Source organism: Paenibacillus sp. 01T442, assembly GCF_056398345.1.
Genome location: NZ_JBFTPF010000005.1, coordinates 1 through 19,435 on the forward strand (window position 1 = coordinate 1; position 19,435 = coordinate 19,435).

The 19,435-nt window shown below is 46.3% G+C and carries 17 protein-coding genes; 16 read left to right on the forward strand and 1 reads right to left on the reverse strand.

Annotated features, from left to right (window positions below):
• From AC1DLM_RS06570 to AC1DLM_RS06645, 16 genes are all read left to right on the forward strand, one after another.
• Positions 1-385: hypothetical protein (locus AC1DLM_RS06570; protein WP_477569473.1), on the forward strand; the 385-nt coding region annotated here is incomplete at its 5' end.
• 299 nt (positions 386-684) lie between these two features.
• Positions 685-978 (forward strand): hypothetical protein, encoded by a 294-nt coding sequence (locus AC1DLM_RS06575; RefSeq protein WP_477569474.1) that lies wholly within the window; start codon positions 685-687, stop codon positions 976-978.
• An 836-nt stretch (positions 979-1,814) separates the two neighbouring features.
• The gene (locus AC1DLM_RS06580) at positions 1,815-2,681 is read left to right on the forward strand and encodes a MurR/RpiR family transcriptional regulator (protein WP_171632211.1); all 867 of its coding nucleotides are present in this window, start codon (positions 1,815-1,817) and stop codon (positions 2,679-2,681) included.
• 178 nt (positions 2,682-2,859) lie between these two features.
• Complete coding sequence (murQ, locus tag AC1DLM_RS06585; protein ID WP_477569475.1) at positions 2,860-3,774, forward strand: N-acetylmuramic acid 6-phosphate etherase; 915 nt, start codon at positions 2,860-2,862, stop codon at positions 3,772-3,774.
• 70 nt (positions 3,775-3,844) lie between these two features.
• Positions 3,845-5,281 (forward strand): ABC transporter substrate-binding protein, encoded by a 1,437-nt coding sequence (locus AC1DLM_RS06590; RefSeq protein WP_477569476.1) that lies wholly within the window; start codon positions 3,845-3,847, stop codon positions 5,279-5,281.
• Between the two features lie 90 nt (positions 5,282-5,371).
• Entirely contained in the window at positions 5,372-6,274 is a 903-nt protein-coding gene (locus AC1DLM_RS06595; protein WP_441988160.1) for a carbohydrate ABC transporter permease, read from the forward strand.
• 17 nt (positions 6,275-6,291) lie between these two features.
• Positions 6,292-7,152 (forward strand): carbohydrate ABC transporter permease, encoded by an 861-nt coding sequence (locus AC1DLM_RS06600; RefSeq protein ID WP_477569477.1) that lies wholly within the window; start codon positions 6,292-6,294, stop codon positions 7,150-7,152.
• Positions 7,153-7,182: 30 nt separating this feature from the next.
• Complete coding sequence (locus tag AC1DLM_RS06605; RefSeq protein WP_477569478.1) at positions 7,183-8,151, forward strand: GNAT family N-acetyltransferase; 969 nt, start codon at positions 7,183-7,185, stop codon at positions 8,149-8,151.
• Complete coding sequence (locus AC1DLM_RS06610; protein ID WP_477569479.1) at positions 8,151-8,855, forward strand: PIG-L deacetylase family protein; 705 nt, start codon at positions 8,151-8,153, stop codon at positions 8,853-8,855. Before AC1DLM_RS06605 ends, AC1DLM_RS06610 begins: the two co-directional genes overlap by 1 nt.
• A gap of 103 nt (positions 8,856-8,958) precedes the next feature.
• Positions 8,959-10,098: an exo-beta-N-acetylmuramidase NamZ family protein gene (locus AC1DLM_RS06615; protein ID WP_477569480.1), complete on the forward strand. Its 1,140-nt coding sequence runs from the start codon at positions 8,959-8,961 to the stop codon at positions 10,096-10,098.
• A gap of 34 nt (positions 10,099-10,132) precedes the next feature.
• Complete coding sequence (locus tag AC1DLM_RS06620; protein WP_477569481.1) at positions 10,133-11,047, forward strand: N-acetylglucosamine kinase; 915 nt, start codon at positions 10,133-10,135, stop codon at positions 11,045-11,047.
• Positions 11,048-11,072: 25 nt separating this feature from the next.
• Positions 11,073-12,695 carry a beta-N-acetylhexosaminidase gene (nagZ, locus tag AC1DLM_RS06625; RefSeq protein ID WP_477569482.1) on the forward strand — a complete coding sequence of 541 codons (1,623 nt, stop codon included), beginning with the start codon at positions 11,073-11,075 and terminating at the stop codon, positions 12,693-12,695.
• Positions 12,696-13,107: 412 nt separating this feature from the next.
• A complete protein-coding gene (locus AC1DLM_RS06630; protein ID WP_477569483.1) occupies positions 13,108-14,178 on the forward strand; it encodes a serine hydrolase domain-containing protein in 1,071 nt (356 codons plus the stop codon).
• 288 nt (positions 14,179-14,466) lie between these two features.
• The gene (locus tag AC1DLM_RS06635; RefSeq protein WP_477569484.1) at positions 14,467-15,654 is read left to right on the forward strand and encodes an anhydro-N-acetylmuramic acid kinase; all 1,188 of its coding nucleotides are present in this window, start codon (positions 14,467-14,469) and stop codon (positions 15,652-15,654) included.
• A 134-nt stretch (positions 15,655-15,788) separates the two neighbouring features.
• On the forward strand, positions 15,789-16,613 hold the full coding sequence (locus AC1DLM_RS06640; RefSeq protein WP_477569485.1) for a tetratricopeptide repeat protein: 825 nt from the start codon (positions 15,789-15,791) through the stop codon (positions 16,611-16,613).
• Between the two features lie 244 nt (positions 16,614-16,857).
• The gene (locus tag AC1DLM_RS06645) at positions 16,858-18,627 is read left to right on the forward strand and encodes a stalk domain-containing protein (protein WP_477569486.1); all 1,770 of its coding nucleotides are present in this window, start codon (positions 16,858-16,860) and stop codon (positions 18,625-18,627) included.
• A 142-nt stretch (positions 18,628-18,769) separates the two neighbouring features.
• Here the strand turns inward: AC1DLM_RS06645 and AC1DLM_RS06650 are convergent, their stop codons facing one another.
• Entirely contained in the window at positions 18,770-19,366 is a 597-nt protein-coding gene (locus AC1DLM_RS06650) for a hypothetical protein (RefSeq protein WP_477569487.1), read from the reverse strand.
• Positions 19,367-19,435: the final 69 nt, after the last annotated feature.

Genomic DNA, 19,435 nt, shown 5'->3' on the forward strand with positions numbered 1-19,435 from the left:
AAGCAAGTATGATGCAGTGACCGAAGGCACCAAAGTCGGTCAATATCCGGCGGCTGCGAGAGCGGAATTGCAGGCGGCTATATCGAGGGCTAACGCAGTATTAAGCAGTTCGGCAGCAACGCAGACGCAAGTAAACACGATGACAACAGATGTGAATACGGCACTGCAAACATTCCTGACGAAGATTGTTACGCTAGTTCAGGGTCAGACGAGTGTCACCATCAATGATCTGTCCGTTATCTCCAAGTATTATGGAGCGAAGTCAACTGATGCCAACTGGAGTGAAATCGAAGCTGCCGATATCTTTAATAGCGGCAAAATCGATATTCAAGTCCTTGCGGCAGTAGCAAGATGGATTCTCGACAACTGGCTTTCGGAAACTTAATTCTTAATTCGGTTGTGGTGGAAAGTTCTTATTCATGATAACGTAACTAGTCCAGCGACTGGTATGGGGATGCGGTATCCGTTGCCGTAAAGGCTGGCGTTGTGCAAGGCAAATTTGTAACGATATTTGATCCGAAGGCGCCAATCTCGCCGAGGAAATGGTTACTCTACTACTCAGAGCATACGAGTTCAAGAATGGTAAAGCAGGATCTTTTAACAGCTACCGAAGCGTTGTAATAGCAGGCTTAAGCTACTGGGGCCATTCCATTCGTAATGAATTAACGGATGGAGTGGCCCCGTTTGCGTTTTTGTATTAAATGGAAAATAAATCCAATATTCAGCTCTGCAGCTGAAACATTGCTGAACTTAACCGCCAATTCAGCCGAAAAACCGGGGGATTCCCCGCCTCAGCCGGTCATACTTTTGAAGATAAACCGAAAGCTTATTAAGGAAATGAAACTGGCTATTAAACACACTAAGCTGAAGGAGAAATTAATTGAAACCAGCGAAAACGAGGCGTTTTGGGATAAATGGGAGACATTAATGCCTCAAGATTATGACTTGAATTGTTGCCCCACTCCTGTGCACATTTAGCGATTTCATTTAGTGGGCATTCTCATTTTGATTGGTACTCAACTTCAAATACACCTAAACTAATTATTCGTAATACTGCTCGAAATGATTAAACTAAATGGCAGGATTGCGTTGAAGCACGCAGGGGATATAGCTATATTGAAGTAGGCTCTAGGAAAGGGGGAAATGATGAAAAACAGTGAAAGATAGTTGTATGGAGAGAGCAGTTTGCTAAAAGTACATGCTCATCTGGTGAAAATGCACCAAATTAAATTTGTAAATCCAGCTAATCCTCCAAAGTCAGCCAATTCGGGTGGGGTAACAACATAAAATCCAGTTATTTCATACAAGACCGTCCTTTGGTGGAGGAAGTAAGTTAACAGGCGGCGGTTGCCCTGGGAGGATTTCAGCAGGGGGACATTATGGTAAAATATGTAAGATCAAAAGACGGTCTTGGATCAAATATTTCTGCATGGAGAGCGCACCGCGCAAAACAAAGAAACCCGCTCGAGAAGAAGCGCTTGAACATGTTTTTTGCTGTTCTTTCGACCGCAACATTCACCCGTGTGAACTAACTGTCTATCATGCGCGCAAATAACGATTTTCACTGAATCCTCCTCAGTGTATCCACCAATTCCAAACAACTAAATCTCGCTGCTAGTAAAGCATCACGCTAAGAATGGCAGCTCTACATACTGCAAATTAATTTCTTTTTTATTAATTTTTATGAAATTAAATTTCAATAATGCTATTAAATTTTACAAATAACTTACAAAAGCATCTTGTGTTTTCGCCTAATAATCCGTATGATGAAGGTGATTTCAGCTGGGATAATCTATGGTGAGTAGGGAAACTATATGTCAATAAATGATAATATTTTGATCAAAATTCGCGATATGAAAGACAGCCTAACTCCCGTGGAGAAGTTAGTAGCTGAGTATATATTAGATAATGTGGACGAGATCCCGCATCTCTCGATTAAGAGTCTCGCGCAATCTACGAAAACAAGTGATGCTTCTGTACTGCGCTTCTGCAAAACGATGGGATATAAGGGCTATCGCAACTTTATCGTAAGCATTTCAGCTTCGCTGGGGTCGATGGATGAGGAGCAGAAGGACCAATACACAGATATCCAACCAGGTGATGATCTATCAACGATTATCTCTAACATTTCGCATAATAATAGCAAATCCATAGAAGACACACTCAGCGTCATTGATCGAAATGAAATTGCCCGCGCGGTCAAAGTGTTAGTGGCATGCAATCGTATTGTTTTCTTCGGGATCGGTGCCTCTGGTCTAGTTGGGATGGATGCTGAGCAGAAATTCTCACGCATCAACAAGATGTGCCACACCTACACGGATGGCCATAGTCAACTAACGGCAGCCACGTTGCTTGGAAAAGGTGACGTCGCGATCTTCATTTCCAATTCGGGCAGCACGATTGAAATTCTAGATACGCTAGAAATCGCCAAGAAGAATGGCGCCACAATCATTGCCATTACCAAGTATAATAAAAGCGCCTTAGCGGATAATGCGAATATCGTGCTTAGTATTTCGACACCTGAGATCACGATTCGAAGCGGAGCTATGGGCTCGCGCATTGCGATGTTGACGGTGATTGATATTCTTTTTGCAGGGGTAGCGAGCAGCGAATATAAGCATGTGAAGAAGTATTTGTCCAAAACACACGACATTATTGCCAGCAGTAAGCATAGAAAATAAGCGGATCGAAAACACTAACGATGTCTTGGCAGACGTCGTTTTTTTGTCGAAATTTAAGAAATAAAAATTCAGTTATTTATTTTATATTAAAATAAAATTTCAAAAAGTATTGACCAATGTGAAATTTTTCGTTAATATTAGACCAGTAAAGAGTACAGCAGGCAGGAGGACAGCAGCTATGGATGAGTATCTATCGGGTTTAACTACGGAAGAGATTAATGAGAAGACACAGACAATTGACGAATGTTCAACAGAGCAAATGCTCCAGATGATGAATGAACAGGATGCATTGGTTCCAGCAGCAGTCGGAGCCGAGATATCGCAGATTGTGAAAGCGGTTGATATCTTGCATCAAGTTCTCAGAAACGGTGGCAGGATGCTCTACGTAGGAGCTGGTTCTTCTGGCAGACTCGGTGTGCTTGACGCCTCTGAATGTCCTCCAACCTTTGGCATTGATCCAATGTTGGTGCAAGGTCATATCGCCGGTGGCGATGGAGCACTACGAACCGCAGTGGAAGGTTTTGAAGACAACGCTGAGGAGGGGGTCGCCCTCATTGAACGATGCGGAGTAACAGCGAAGGATGCGGTAATTGGGATTACGGCTAGCGGAAGTGCACAATTCGTTATTGCTTGCTTGAAGAAAGCGAAAGAAATTGGTGCTGCAACGATTGGTGTCGTGAATAACAAGAATTCCAAATTAGTAGCTGTTACGGATGTATGCATCGCGCCAGTGGTTGGGCCGGAAGTAATTATGGGATCTACTCGTCTGAAGGCGGGTACAGCACAGAAGCTGGTTCTTAACATGCTGACTACGGGAACAATGGTTAAGCTTGGAAAGACGTATAACAATCTCATGGTTGACATGAAGGCTAGTAATATCAAGTTGTACGATCGTTCCGTTCGCATTATTCGGATTGCGACTGGGGTGGATGAATCCACAGCGATTGCTCATCTTGAGAAAGCGTCCATGAACTGTAAACTTGCCATTATGATGATTAAAACCGGCATGGAAGTGAAGGAAGCGATCGACGCGTTAGAGCAGTGTGAGGGTAGTTTGAAGAGAGCCATACGTACCTTTCAAAAAGTGGTTTGATCATTTTAAAACAAAAAAGGAGAGACTTGAGCTACAATCAAGGATCCCTAACCTAGGAGGTTTGTTTTTCATGAAAAGAAAAATGCCCGTATTAGCTTCTGTCGTAGCTTTAACAATGGCTCTAACAGCCTGTGGTGGTAATTCTGGTACGAAAGAAACGACTACACCAGCAGGTTCAACAGCTCCTGCAGCTACGGCCAGTACTGCGAAAGACACGATCACAGCTTTGCTTCCTCCGGTTTCACCGAACTATCAGAAGAATTTCGAGCAAATTTCCAAAGATTTCACGGCGCTATATCCGAATCTTACGTTGAAAATCGAACCAGCTAGCTGGGAAGATGTCAAACAAAAGCTAGATACACAAGTGAATGCAGGTAGCCCGCCGGATATCGCTTTTGGTGGATCTGACGGCATTCCGAAGTACATCGAGCAAGGTTTGTTGATGGATATTACAAGTACAGCAACGCCTGAAATGATTAGTGATTACGATAAAGCTCCACTTGAATATATGAAGAACGGCAAAGGCTTGTACGGCTTCCCAGCTTATATGGAAGTTCATGCACTTGGCGGTAACAAAGAGTTCTTAGAGAAGGCCGGCATTGATTGGAAAAAAGTACAGACAAACGGTTGGACGTACGATGAATTCCGTCAAGCGATCAAAAAAGGCGTAGTTACTGAGAATGGTAAAACAAGATATGGCTTCGTATTCGCGGTAAAAGGCGTTGCCGCTGTGGATTACCTAGGGATTATGGCCAAAAATGCAGGCATGCCGCATGCGTTTAATAAAGACTTGAAATATGCGTATACTAGCAAAAACTACTTAGGCTTGCTGAAAGATCTTCGTGCATTGATCGACGATGGTTCCATGCCGAAAGAGCTTAGCTCTGTAGATGCAGGTAAACGTTGGAACATGTTCTTAACAGGACAAACGATGATCACAGGTAAAGGTCTTGCTACATTCGAGAACTCTGCAAAAACGAATAACGCGAAGATTAAAGCTGCTGACGGTTCCGCAGTAAAAGACAGTATCCCAGTTGACTACATCGTATTGCCAGCGCCAACGTTCCAAGGTGCGAAACCTTCGGCTGCTACAGTTGTTGATGGTTACATGACGTTCCGTGGTAAAAAAGAACCAACTGCAGAACACAAAGCAAACGTCGTAAAAGCCGCTTACTTCCTAGCTAGCGGTAAGGTTGCAGCAACGACGAACAACGATTTGTTCGCCGCACACATTACACAAAGCGCTAAAAAAGAAGCAGCCAACATGAAGATTGAAAGAAACCCTGACAACGTTGCAGCTGTTGATAATATGCTTAAAAATGCAACACCAGCTCGCTCTGACATTCCATCTGAATTGTCTGCTAAAGCGATCAAGCTAGAAACAGAAGTGATCGTTCCTAAATTCCAAGGTCTAATTGCAGGTGAAGTTACACCTGAAGCGATGTATGAAGCTGTTAAAGCTGCTGCCATTGCTGCCTTCGGTGCGGACGGAATCGTTAAAGACTAAGAATAGGGTATAATCCTCGGATAGTCGGGCAGAACATTGCACGACTATCCGAATCATTTTAAGCAAGTTGTGAAAAGAGGGTTGAATCGTATGGCAGTAATGGCGAAGTCGATAAAGCGAAAAAGAATTAAGGGAGATGGCGCCTGGGGATATATCTTTATTGCTGTGTCCTTACTTGTGTTTGCCATGTTTACAGCCTACCCGGTCGTAAGTGCATTTATCATTAGTTTGCAAAAGTATAAACCACTAGGCTCCACTTATGTCGGCTTTGATAACTATGCAAGCTCACTTAAGGATGGCCTATTCTGGCAAGCCATGAAAAATACGCTTGTGTATACCGTATTGACTGTGCCGGTTAACCTGTTTCTCTCCATGGCGATTGCAGTCTTGATTTTGCCGCTTAGAAAGAAAACACAGTCCTTTTTTAAAGGTATTTACTATTTACCTGTTGTAGCTTCAGGTGTTGCTTTATCCGTTGTATGGCTATGGATTTTCGATCCTTTAGAGGGTGGAATTTTAAATCAACTTATTCATTTCTTTGGCTTTGAGAATCAGAACTGGCTGGGTTCTAGTAAAACAGCTATGTTTTCATTGGTATTCATGTCGTGGATGTCCAGTCATGGTACCAGTATCATTATTTATTTGGCCGGCTTGCTCGGAATTGATGATACGTATTATGAAGCGGCTGAGATTGATGGAGCGAATTTTCTCCAAAAACTTTGGCACATCGTCGTTCCAAGTCTTAAACCAGCAACCTTATTCCTGCTAGTAACTGGTGTGATCGGTTCCTTCCAGGTGTTCCAGAACGCTTACCTGATGACAGGTGGTGGACCTAACAATGCAACGACGATGGTGGGGTTACTCATCTTCAACAATGCATTTACGTATTTTGAATTTGGCAAAGCAGCGGCACAATCTCTGATTCTAGCCGTCATCATAGCAGTAATATCGGTTATTCAATTTAAATACGCGGGGAAAGACGTCGAGTACTAGGAAAGGGGAGATAAAAAATGTCTTTATATAGCAATCATGCAGGCAATCCAAAAGTAAAAACAATGCGTAACTCCATCATTTTTATCGCCCTTCTTCTTTTTGCTCTGGCGACGATTTTCCCGATTTACTTTATGTTCATTTCTGCACTCGGAGATCCTGTAGAAGCTGGTGCGGTGAGTTATTCCATTTTCCCGACCAAAGTTTCCTTTGCTTCCTTTAAGTTTTTCTTTGACTACAGTGAGTATTCCTATCGGTGGTTATTGAATTCACTTATCGTGGCTGCAACGGTAACGGTCTCAAACGTGATTTTTGCCAGTATGGCGGGGTATGCTTTCTCGAAGCTTCGCTTCAAGGGTAGAGGCTTCCTGTTCGGACTGTTGCTGATGTCCATGATGATTCCTTATCAAGTTACACAAGTTCCTTTGTACATTCTGGTTGTGAATGTATTTAATTTACAAGATACGTACAGTGCGTTGATTATGCCGGGGCTAGTAACCGTGTATAACATTTTCTTGGCGAAGCAATTCATGAGCAGTATCCCGAACGAGATTATGGAAAGTGCCAAAATCGAAGGATGCAGCCAGTTCCAAATTTATATTCGTATCATTTTGCCACTATCCAAAACGGTTATGGCAGTTATGGCAATTCTGACCTTTATGGATAGCTGGAACACCTTCTTCTGGCCGCTTCTCGTTACGAATACGATGGAAATGCAGACGATTCAGGTTGGTCTCAAAAACTTCCGTTTTGCCAACACAACCTATATCGCGCCAATGATGGCTGGGGCAACAATCTCAGCATTACCGATGTTTATTCTGTTCTTTAGCCTACAAAAGTACTTCTTGGAAGGCGTAACTGTAGGTGCAGTGAAGGGTTAATCAGTCGGGTCAAAAGGAGGCAGCTGCAGCATGTTGATAACATGGGATGCTTCCTATCGGCACGCCGTCATCGCGTTATGGAATGATGCCGCGATGAAGGATGGCTATAAGGAGCTTACAGATCAAAGCTTTGAGCAGATCTTCACGGGAAATCGTTATTTTGATAAAGACGGCACATTTCTTCTACTAGCCAATGATAAGGTCGTCGGTTTTGCCTGTGGATGTACGGGGGATGATCTTCCGCTTGGCGATGTTGCTGGATATATCACGTGTATCGTCTTAGCAAGCGGTTTTGATACCGATGATAACTATTTAATGCTATTAACTGCTTTGGAAGACCGCTTTAAACAGTTAGGTAAAAAGCAAGCCGATATCCTCTTTTTCAATCCGATGTTATTGCCATGGTATATCCCGGATACACATCAGCATGAGCACAATAATGCCCCGGGTGTACCAGTGGATAGTAAGTTATATACGTTTTTGCTTGGTGCAGGCTATGCCGAACGTGCGAAGCAATGCGCCATGTATCTCCTTTTGTCAGCGTTTGCGATGCCAGAGGAATTTAGCGTGAAAGAAACCAAAGCGAGCGCTCAAGGGTACACGATTGAAACGTTTGACCCGGGTAAGCACGTTGGTGTGGAAGACATGCTGGAGGGCTTTGGGAATCCATTGTGGCAAAAGGAGATCGGCGCATCCACGGCAAATGGCGTGCCCGTTGTCATCGCTGCCTATCAAGGCAAGACCATTGGCTTCGCAGGACCGGTCATTCGTCAAGCGAATGGGCGAGGCTATTTTGCCGGTATCGGTGTGCTTCCTGAGCACGAGGGTCATGGTTTAGGCAGTCTTTTATTTTACAAGCTATGTGAAGCGTTTCAGGAAATGGGGACCGAATATATGTCGCTATTTACAGGTATATCGAACCCAGCCATCCGGATTTATGAACGAGCAGGTTTTCAAACTGTGAAACTATTTGCTGTCATGAGAAGGGAGTTTGCATAATGAGCGAGCCAAAAATGACCATTCTAGCTATCGGAGGTCACGTCGGAGATGCGGAACTAACGGCAGGCGGTGTATTAGCCCACCACTCTCTGAAGGGTGATCGAATTGTTACTTTAGCGTTAACTGCTGGGGAACGTGGCGTTCCTGCTGGACAAGACATGAAGGAATATCGTGCACAAAAAGTGAATGAGGCTAAAACCTTTGCTGAGATGTTAGGCGGGGATTCCATCGTTTTTGACATTCCGGACGGTGAACTGCAAGATAACGAAGAAATGCGCTATCGCGTATGCGATGTGATTCGCGAAGTGAAGCCGAACGTAATTATTACGCATTTTAAAAACAGCATGCATAAGGATCATATGACGACTCACCGTATTGTGAATGATGCGCGCTTTTTCGCAGGGCTAGCCTCGTTCGAGAGAGAGAAGCCAGCTCATTTTGCAGCTAAATTGTATTACGCTGAGAACTGGGAGGATGCTGTTGACTACGTTCCTTACGTCTATGTCGATTTCCAGAAAGAGGCGTTTGATCTATGGGTGAAGGCGGTTTCGACCCATTGGTTCGTGACAGGCAGCAAATCGTTCCAATACTTGGAATACTACAAGCATCTGATGCGTGTACGTGGTCTTGAAGCGAGAAAAGAATATGCGCAGACGTTCATGGTTCCTGAAGAAACAATGCGTATTCGTCAATCGGAATTATAAAATTGAATTATAAAACTATATAGCAAAAAATACCAAATGACTGTAACGAGGCTTAAGCTTGTTGCAGTCATTTTAAAATCAAGGCGAGTTTGGGGAGGCAGCGATGATCTTAAATGGTATCGATTGTATAGATAAGTATGATCACTTGTTCAAAGGTAAACGGGTAGGGCTGATTACAGCACCTACTGGATTAAACAAGGATTTTGTATCGACGATACAAATCTTTCATGAGAAGTTCAACCTGGTGGCTTTGTTTTCGCCAGAGCACGGTGTTCGTGGGGATCTAGCAGCAGGTGCGCTGGTCGATACGTATTTGGACCCGTTGACGGGAGTTCCCGTCTATAGCTTGTACCGGAAAGATTCCAAACGTCTGACTCAGGAAATGTTGGATGAGGTCGATATGATCGTCTACGATATTCAAGATGTAGGGACCCGTTACTATACTTTCCTGTATACGATGCTTTATGCGTTGGAAGATTGTGCGTCGGCGGGCAAAGAATTTGTCGTTCTGGACCGAATTAATCCGCTGGATGGGGTAACGGTAGAAGGCAATGTGCTCAAAAGCGGCTTCGAATCCTTTGTCGGCAACTATCCGCTCAGTGTGCGCTACGGATTGACGCCCGGAGAGGTCGCTATGATGGCGAACGATGAAAAGGGGTGGCATGGCAAACTGCATGTCGTGCGCTGTGAAGGTTGGGAGCGAAACATGCTGTTCTCGGACACAGGACGTCCTTGGATTATGCCTTCCATTGGCATTCCTCGATTTGAAACAGCGGTGCTGTATCCCGGCACTTGTATTATAGAAGGAACGAACCTATCGGAAGGCAGAGGAACGACAGTTCCGTTTGAGATCGTAGGTGCTCCGTTCATTGATGCACAACAGTTAGCGGATGAAATGAATGGGAAAAAGCTGCCAGGTGTTGTGTTCCGTCCTGTTTATTTTAAACCGACTTTTTCTAAGTTTCAGGGGGAACAATGCGCAGGCGTGCAAATTCATGTCCTCGACAACCGTGCGGTTCGTCCCATCGATATAGGCGTTACGTTGATGTACACGATTCAGAAAAATTATGAGCAATTTTCATTTTTACCACCATTTAAAGAGGGTTCACGACCATTCATTGATTTGTTGGGCGGCGGCAGCCACTACCGTGAGACTGGTGTTGACGTTCCGGCTATGTTGGAACAATTCCGCGAGGAGAGCCGTGAATTTGCTCGCAGAAAGCAGCCCTATCATCTGTATTAGAGAGCATTAGAGGCAATAGGAGGTGACGTTATATATGAAGAGATATGCAGTAGGACTAGATGGCGGAGGCACCAAAACCGCAGTAACCATCGTCGACGAGAGCGGTCTCGAGGTTCACACATTTACATCGGGAGCGATTAACTATAATGGCCAGGATGAGGCGAGTGTGCAAGCTAGTCTGGCGGAGATTTTTAGGGAAATTGATCGTGTATGCGGTGGACTTCATCATTGCGCGCAAGTGTGCATTGGGGCGGCTGGCATCAGCAATCCAACGGTCACGACTCGTTTGGAATCCAGTGTTCGGGCGTGTGGATATAAGGGGCCACTGTTCATTACCGGCGATCAAGATACTGCGCTGTGCGGTGCGCATAACAAGGAGCTCGGGATCATTTTGATCGCAGGGACAGGTTCAATTTGTTATGGCAAAAATGAAGCTGGTGACACACACCGCGCTGGCGGCTATGGCTACCTCATTGATGATGAGGGCAGTGGCTACAGTATAGGTAGAGATCTGCTTTCTGTCGTTGTACGGGCTCATGATGGACGATTGCCTGCGACGGTCATTACAGGAATGGTGTTTGAGCAATTGGGCATGACATCGATTGGGCAAATCATCGGGTTTGTCTATGACAAACAGACCAATAAGAAGGATATCGCTGCGCTTGCACCTATTTTATCCCTAGCATGCGAGCTTGGGGATGAAGCGGCATTGGCTATTGCTGACAAAAGTGCTCATTCGTTGCTCGAACTGGTTGTACCCGTTGCGGAAAAACTTTCGATGCAAGAAGGCGATCTTGCGATGGCTGGGAGTGCGCTGCTTAAGAATAGCTTCATTCAGACAGCTTTTATTAATGGGCTCAAAGAACGTTATCCAGCTATGACCTGTATAACACCGAAGAGAGATGCCGCTAGCGGTGCTGCGCTCATGGCGCTGAACCGTTTGCAGTGATTATGTGACGAGGATGGTAGTAAAGATGAGAGAAATTCATGAGATGTCGCTGCAGGAGAAAATCGGACAGATGATTCTTTGCGGATTTGAAGGTACGGAACCGTCAGAATCGCTGGAAACACTAATCGTGGAACAGCGCATCGGCGGTGTTATTTATTTTGCACGGAATGTACAGAATACGGAGCAGATTGCTGAGTTATCCGGCCGTTTGCAGGAAATTGCGGAGCGTAACGGAACGTTGCCGCTCTGGATTTCTATTGATCAAGAGGGCGGCATGGTAGCTCGCATTACCGAGGGGGTTGCTCTAATGCCAGGGTCTATGGCGTTGGCTGCCGGAGATGCAGGTCCAGAGGGAACGTATGATGCGTCCTTTATTTCGGGTAAAGAGCTGCGTTCGCTCGGTATCAATCTGAACTTTGCACCGGATCTGGATGTGAACAACAACCCGGATAATCCGGTAATTGGCGTACGCTCATTCGGMGAATCGCCGGAGAAAGTCGCTCAGTATGGCCGAGCGGCTATACGGGGCTTCCAAGATGCGAACGTCGTGGCAACCGCTAAGCATTTTCCTGGACATGGGGACACGAATACCGATTCCCATCTGGATTTGCCAACGATTACACATGATGAAGAGCGAATTCGTGCGGTGGAGCTTATACCTTTCATAGAAGCGATTGAGGGTGGAGTAGATGCGATTATGTCCTCGCATATTTATTTCCCAGCTTTAGAGACTAAGAAACTGCCGGTTACACTTTCGAAAACAGTTCTCACGGGACTGCTTCGTGAGGAGCTTGGGTATGACGGCGTCATCATGACCGATTGCATGGAGATGCACGCGATCTCCGAGCATTATGGTACGGTTGCCGCTGCTGTCATGGCAGTTGAAGCAGGTGCTGATCTGGTGTTGATCAGCCACCGTCAAGATCTGCAGGTCGGCGCCATTGCGGCGATCGAGCAAGCGGTGCGCGAAGGGCGCATTGACGAAGCGCATATCGATGCTTCGGTACGGCGCTTGCTGGCGCTGAAAGCGCGGCGCGGGGTTCTAGCTGAGCAGCCTCATGATGAGGCTGCTCTTGAGGTCGGGACCGCGGCCCATTGCGCGGTTGCCAAGCGCCTCAGCGAGGCGAGCATCACGCTCGTCAAGGACGAGCAGGGGCTATTGCCGCTGCCGCGCGTGCGGACGCTCGCGGTCACCGTGGCCGCGGCGGTTTCGTCGGGCGTCGACGAAGCCTATGCGGGCGTCGCAAGCTTGGGCGCTGCGCTGGCCGAGCACGGCTTGGACGTGCTCGACCGCGTGCTCCCGCTTGCGGAGGTGAACGAGCGCCGCGCAGCGGTGCTAGCGGAAGCGGCGGCCGCGGAGCAGATCGTCATCGGGACGTACAACGCCCGATTCCATCCTGCGCAGGTCGCGCTGGTGCGCGAACTGCAAGCGCTCGGCAAGCCGCTGGTCGTTGTCGCGCTGCGCGTGCCGTACGACCTGCTGGAGTTCCCGGACGTGTCGACGTTCGTCGCGGCTTACGAAAGCCGGCCGCTGGCGCTGCAAAGTACGGCGCGTGCGCTGCTCGGAATGGTGACACCGCAAGGGCGTTTGCCGGTGTCGCTTGGTTCTGACTATCCAGCGGGCTGGAGATGGGAGAGCGTTCAGTGACGGAAGTTGCAAGTCTATTTTTTTCCAGAAGCTGCTGCGTTTAGTCCGATTTCTCCGACTTAAATTGAGGATTACGTATGTAGAAAGACCATTAGTCCGGTTTTGCCGAATTATTTAACCATTTATCTGGCATGTGACTTGTTTTGGTCGATTTAATTGGGTTATTTAGGACTAAATAAGATTTAATGGTAGCTTTAATTAGATTAATTTGGCAATTTCGGACTATTAGGCTAGTGGGGGTCAGTAAGTCGATTTATCGACTTGCGGGAGCGCAGAATGGACTTTTGGAGTCTTGATAGTTGAATATTTCGACTAACTCCCGTGCATAGCTGCTATTGTAGCGAGATAGTCGATTATATCGACTATCTCACTTCCGGATTCAAAGCAATAAAACTGAAGGAGCACAGTCGTTATGTCCAATTGGGATATCGCTAAGATAAGCAACTTCATCGAACAAGAAATTGCCGCAGGTCATCTACCTGGAGCAGTCCTTTACATCGCCCAAAGAGGGAAAGAAGTAGTGAAGCAAGCCTATGGGAGCCGAGTGATGTATCCGGAAGCTGCTCCGATGAGCGTGGATACGGTTTTTGATTTGGCTTCACTGACCAAAGTAGTTGCAACGCTGCCTGCTGTGCTTCAGTTGATGGATCAAGGGAAACTTACTTTGGCTGATCCGATTGGGAGTTTTTTACCACAATTTCGCTTCTTTCAGGAAGAACCCATCCGGATTGTTCATCTGCTAACACATTCCTCAGGGCTTAGGGCGGATATCCCAGGTATGAGAGGACTCATGCATCTGTCCAGGGACGAGCTGGTGGATCTGATCTTAAACGAACGGCCGCTCCATCCCCCAGGAATCAAGGTTGTGTATAGTGACATTGGCCTTATTTTGCTCTATCTGATCATTGAATCTGTGACTGGTGAAGCGTTCGACACCTATCTCAAACGGGAGATTTTTGAACCGCTGGAGATGGCGGAAACGGGGTTCTGCCCAACCTTCGCGGAAACGCGTTATGCGGTTACCGAGTTTTCGGAACAGCGTCAAGCGTACAAGGCAGGCATTGTTCACGATGAAAAAGCAGAGCTCATGCACGGTATAAGCGGTCATGCGGGGTTATTCTCGACGGTTCACGATGTAGCGAATTATGCTGAAATGATCCGGCAGAAGGGCGTTTTTAAKGGACGAAGAATTATTTCCAGGGCAGCTATCGAGTTGTCATCCCGTAACTTTACACCGTATGACCAAGAGTTTCGGGGGCTGGGTTGGTTGCTTAGAAATCCGAGGAGCTTCTTATTTAGCGGTGACTATGCCTCCGAGCATTCTTTCGGACATACTGGTTTTACAGGTACAAGCCTGTTGTTCGAGCCTGAGCAGGATCTGCAAGTCATTTTTCTTACCAATCGGGTTCATTTCGGTCGAACGGAACACATTTTACAAATTCGGCCAAGGCTGCACAATCTCATACTCTCGCAATCCCAATAGATTTGTTGAAAATAAAAGGTATTAACCCATAAGCCCCCCCCCAGGCCATGGACAGGGAACTAGAATGCTCTATCTTGGAGGGAATAGATAAAATCGTCATCGAGAGGGAACTACAGTATCCTATTTTGTTGAAAACCGTCATAACGCACGAAAATCGACCCGATAGTGCCTCTACGTTCCCCTTAGGTATCGTTTTGTCCGATTTCGGCCAATTTAGGACATCTACTTTCCCTTTCTAATCCGTTTGATCTTATTTCAGCAAAAATGAAAGAATGGAGATGAGTTATCATGTTGCGTACACTTTTGAATAAAGCTTCCCTAACCATTGCGGGGCTCATGTCTGGCACCTCCCTGGATGGCATTGATGTAGCCATTGTCCACATAGAGGGGCGAGGCGTAGAGACGAACATTAAGCTGCTTCACTTTGAGAGTCTGCCTTTTGATGAGGAGACGCGAGAAAAGCTTAAGCGATTATGCACGATCGAGCATTCCGATGTTGCGCAAGTGTGTGGCATGAACTTCGCTATAGCAGAGCGTTTCGCAGATGCCGTAATCCAAACGGCCCAAGCAGCAAACATGCGCATGGACGACATCGATCTGATTTCGACGCATGGGCAGACGATCTGGCACATCCCAGTAGCGGATGAAGCGGACCGTTTTCTTCCCAAATCAACGCTGCAAATCGGGGATTTGTCCGTCATTGCCAAACGAACAGGCAAACCTGTCGTTGGTGATTTTAGGACAGCGGATATAGCTGTTGGCGGGCAAGGCGCACCGCTTGTACCTTATGGCGACGATCTCATGTTCAGAGATGCGGATAAGGGCCGAATCCTTCAAAACATAGGCGGAATTGGCAACTGCACGGCTCTTCCGGCCGATAGTGCGGATGGCGGTATGATTGCTTTTGATACCGGCCCGGGGAATATGGTGATGGATCAGGTTGTGTATGAGCTATCCAAAGGGAAGCTTTCGTACGATGCCAATGGCGATTGGGCTGCCAAAGGCAAGGTACATAATGGATTGCTAGCGGACATGCTCGCACATCCGTATTTCCAAGAACCGCCTCCGAAGACGACGGGCCGTGAAATGTTCGGGAAAGCCTATGCCTCGGCATGGCTGGTTTCTGCTCTGGAGCAGGGGCTTTCGCACGAGGATATCGTGGCGACAGCGACGGCTTTTACCGCGCATACGATTGCACGCGGGTATCAGGCATACATTTTGCCACAGTGTAGCATTGCGGAAGTGATCGTGAGTGGCGGCGGTGCGCATAATCGCACGCTGCTTCGGATGCTGGCAGATTTACTGCCTGAGCAAACCATTCTTACGTCAGATGAACTTGGTATTTCAGCAGATGCCAAGGAAGCGATTCTGTTTGCACTGCTCGGCAATGCATTCATCCAAGGAGAGCCGAACAACGTTCCAGCGGCGACGGGAGCAGAAAGACCGACGATCTTGGGGAAATTAGCTCTGCCATAGGTTCTACCTTGTATCAGACCGAAGCCATCTATGTAACAGATGGTCATTCGGTCTTATTTTTGTTTAGGAGAAGTGTCTACTTTTTTGGTACAATGTTTACAACTTACTAGCGTTTGTAAAGGAGAGAAGTTTGCATGCCGCCAATCCTTAAAAGTATTCTTAAGCTTATCGTTGTAATTGTCTTAATTGTTATGGCGTTTCAGGTTAACTGGTTAATTGGGGTAGCTGCAATCGTGGTCATCCTAGGTTATTTTGTTTATGTGAACCGATCTGCTATGTACGCTCAGAGGGGCAATCTGGCCTATATGAAGGGTGATCGTGAGCAAGCGTTGATTTGGATGGAAAAAGCGTATGTCTCGAAAGCCTTTCTGCCAAAACATCAGATTGGATATGGTTATTTGTTAATGAAGACAGGTGATCTTACCAAGGCTGAGCAAATGTTTGAAGAGGTCCTTCAATCAGCGAAAGCTTCAGATATTCGCATACAAGCGAAGCTCAATGTGGCCACGGTGTACTGGTTGAAGAACAAGCGGGACGAGGCTTTGAGCATGTTGCAAGAACTAGCAAACGAGGTCAAAAACACACTGGTCTATGGGAATTATGGTTATTTTCAAATTTTGCAGGGAGACTTGGAAGAGGCACTTACTTATAACCTCGAAGCCTACGCCTACAATGACAGCGATATCACCATTATGGATAACTTAGCGCAAAACTATTATATGCTCGGTCGTCTGAATGAGGCGGATGAGATGTATACCAAGGTGATCGCCAAAACGCCTAAGCACGCGGAGTCCTATTATTTCTATGCGCGAACGCTTCAAAAACTCGGTCGAACGCAAGCGGCTCGGGAACAGATTGAAACAGCGCTTGGGAAGGAACTTGCGCTCGTTACTCCTTTGACGAAAGAGGATATTACCTTATTCGCAAGTGAGTTAGGGGATGAATCAGTTGTGCAGTGAAAAATAAATGAATTTGGGGGGTTCAAGTAGGTCTCCCTAAACACGAAACGAGCCTTAGAAGCGATTCTAGAGGCTTGTTTTTTTAGCTTTGTTCCCAGCGCTTCCCAATTTCAACCTAAATGTTCCCAATCACTTCCTGGCTGTGCCTCATGATAACGGGAATGTTCCCGATGTAAAATGTAGGAAATGAAAGGATTCACTCTGTTTCATCTACATTAAAAGTTAAGAAAAGGAGACTGAACACATGAAGGTAAAATTAAGCAGTTTCAAACAAACGGCAGCACTTTCTCTATTATTGGCGGGAAGCCTCTCGTTTGGAGCAATGGTAGGGGCGTTTGGTGAGACGACACCTGAAGGTGTACAAATCAAGGAATTCAGCTTGCTTGATACAGGGGCTGATGTCGTCGGTTCCGTAGATTTTACACCGGAAGGCAAGAAGGACGGTCACTTCAAGTTGCAGTTGAATTTGGCAAAGAAAACGGTCATCAATAGCGTTGTACTGCGTTCAACCGATGATTATGGCAAGGATAATTCTCAAGGCGTGTGGAGAACGAACCGGGTAACGACTGGCTGGCTGCTTGGTATTGTTCAGGATAAGACGATTATAACCTCAACAGGCACAACGCATGAAACGGTAATTGTGAACCCTGGATTTCGCAAAGATGTTAGAGAGCCTGTGGGGGAATTCGAAGGTGAGCTGACCTTTAATTTATACGCAAGCGATAACGGCACGATCAAAGAGACGCAGTATTATGTGCTGGAAATCGAGACGCCGCAAGGAACGGTTGCTTCAAAACCAATTAAATATAAAAAATCAATGACCACTGGCGGCACATCGCCATCGCCAACGGCGCCATCGCCATCACCATCACCATCACCATCACCATCACCATCACCTATACCTTCTCCGACACCTTCTCCAGCACCAGCAGAGAGTGTGATAATCCGTGTGTTTTTTAAAGGGCAAGAGTTGACATTTAGTGAGGTCAGTCCCGTCATCAAAGACGGTTCAACGTTAGTTCCTTTTCGTAAATTATTTGAAACGCTAGGCTTTAAGGTAAAATGGATTGATTCGGGAGATAGCCAACAGGCAATCGGAACAAAGAACGGACTTACCATCGAATTAACGATCAACAGCACCATCGCAAAAGTGAATGGAAATGAAGTTAGCATGGAGGTACCTGCACAGATTGTGAACGGAAATACGCTAGTCCCTTTACGTTTTGTAGCGGAGAGCATAGGTTATAAAGTCACTTACTCCAGAAACGGGAGCATAACCACAATCCAGATTGACGAGCCGAACATCGTCTCAAATCCTGTACCGACTCCGTCGCCTGCAACACCGTCCGACCCTGTCAAAGAGGAGGTTGAACCCTATGTTGTCAAAGGATATGTCCGAAACCCGAGCGGCCAACCGATTCCAGAAGTCAGTGTCTTTGCAGATAACACGTTTATGTATGACAGCAACATCCTAGGAGTCACCGATGAAACAGGGCACTATCTAATCGAGCTGCCGAAAATGTCTACAACCTATCATATGGGGGCTCATGTAAAGAAGCAATTTAATGGTAAAACGTATATGTTTCAGTTAGAAGCCGACGGTGATCTTCCTGTCTCAGGAAGCAAGGGAGCTGTCCGTAATTTTACTTGGTCTAATTTTAATGGTCAGATGTATGTCTATCCGAACTTCAAGAATTTCGACGATACCTTGCCAGAGTTCAATATGAACGATCTAGAATTGACACTTACACCGACTGGTCCGCTACTTGACGGAAGCCCAGGACAAACAATCATTAAACGTGGAGGTCCTATTGCCGGAGGAGCTGGAATCGACAATATACCTATCGGCCGCTATAAGGCTACAGCCAGATGGGTGCCTGAAGGTCATGCTCCGATGCCGATGCTGATTAGAATCAATTATACTGGCCAATTTGCCGAGTCTACGGAATTCGAATTTGGTCCGTCTGACGGAGTATCCAGCACATATATGAGTGAGCTTGAAGTTTCTCTATAGAGATAAATCCAACCGTCTTAACTCCGAGGTTAAGGCGGTTTTCTGTTGGGTGGGAGAACAAGAAGGTGGAAAGAAGAAGACCGCCCTTCTCCTGCTGGAGAGAGAGCGGTCTGTGTGTTTCACGACCATATCACCTATAAGGTTACCCTGATATTAATTTGTCTCGATCATAGGAGAGTTGGGATGCGGATAACGCAGCGTTCATCAACTTTTTAGTCCAAATGCAGTACCCCATGCCTACGTACGACAATCCCCAGAAGAAAGCAAAATATTTATTATCGGCAATCGGCAAAAACATTGCGAGAATCATAATCAGCATGAGCGCAGGTACCCAACGAGGAAAAACTTTTGCCAAGAAAGTTAGGATCATGAACACCAAAGTACCTCCAAGGAAACCAATCATACCGAACATTCGTGAAATGTTAACCAGCAACCCTTCCGGTTGGACCGCATCTGCGCCGCCAGCAGCAAATTGGGACCACAACATCGCAGTTGTTAGTATATTTCCAATGATGATGGCGAGGATCGTGATAAAACCGGTGACCCCTGTTTCACGGGATTGTACCTGGTAAAAAGCGATAGATCCGACAGACATGAGGATGCAAGCTATTAATCCTGTCGTCAATTCTTGCGTGCTATCCGTTCCCCAAATTAGCGAGGCAGGGGTCATCCCCATTCTTGCAATTCCTGCTAAAATACAAATCATGCCTAGCCATTTGATAACTTTTTGCTCTGTCATTTTACTCATCCTCCAATTGTTAAGTGTGTTGCTCATACTTTAGATTACTGGAAGGGAAATCACGGAGAA

What these genes read in the sequence shown, in the direction of transcription:
- murQ (WP_477569475.1), top strand. Translation starts at nt 2,860, where the DNA reads ATGGATGAGTATCTATCGGGTTTAACTACGGAAGAGATTAATGAGAAG.
- AC1DLM_RS06600 (WP_477569477.1), top strand. Translation starts at nt 6,292, where the DNA reads ATGTCTTTATATAGCAATCATGCAGGCAATCCAAAAGTAAAAACAATG.
- AC1DLM_RS06650 (WP_477569487.1), bottom strand. Translation starts at nt 19,366, where the DNA reads ATGACAGAGCAAAAAGTTATCAAATGGCTAGGCATGATTTGTATTTTA.
- AC1DLM_RS06635 (WP_477569484.1), top strand. Translation starts at nt 14,467, where the DNA reads ATGTTGCGTACACTTTTGAATAAAGCTTCCCTAACCATTGCGGGGCTC.
- AC1DLM_RS06620 (WP_477569481.1), top strand. Translation starts at nt 10,133, where the DNA reads ATGAAGAGATATGCAGTAGGACTAGATGGCGGAGGCACCAAAACCGCA.
- AC1DLM_RS06640 (WP_477569485.1), top strand. Translation starts at nt 15,789, where the DNA reads ATGCCGCCAATCCTTAAAAGTATTCTTAAGCTTATCGTTGTAATTGTC.
- AC1DLM_RS06590 (WP_477569476.1), top strand. Translation starts at nt 3,845, where the DNA reads ATGAAAAGAAAAATGCCCGTATTAGCTTCTGTCGTAGCTTTAACAATG.
- AC1DLM_RS06610 (WP_477569479.1), top strand. Translation starts at nt 8,151, where the DNA reads ATGAGCGAGCCAAAAATGACCATTCTAGCTATCGGAGGTCACGTCGGA.
- AC1DLM_RS06645 (WP_477569486.1), top strand. Translation starts at nt 16,858, where the DNA reads ATGAAGGTAAAATTAAGCAGTTTCAAACAAACGGCAGCACTTTCTCTA.
- AC1DLM_RS06595 (WP_441988160.1), top strand. Translation starts at nt 5,372, where the DNA reads ATGGCAGTAATGGCGAAGTCGATAAAGCGAAAAAGAATTAAGGGAGAT.
- AC1DLM_RS06605 (WP_477569478.1), top strand. Translation starts at nt 7,183, where the DNA reads ATGTTGATAACATGGGATGCTTCCTATCGGCACGCCGTCATCGCGTTA.
- AC1DLM_RS06615 (WP_477569480.1), top strand. Translation starts at nt 8,959, where the DNA reads ATGATCTTAAATGGTATCGATTGTATAGATAAGTATGATCACTTGTTC.
- AC1DLM_RS06580 (WP_171632211.1), top strand. Translation starts at nt 1,815, where the DNA reads ATGTCAATAAATGATAATATTTTGATCAAAATTCGCGATATGAAAGAC.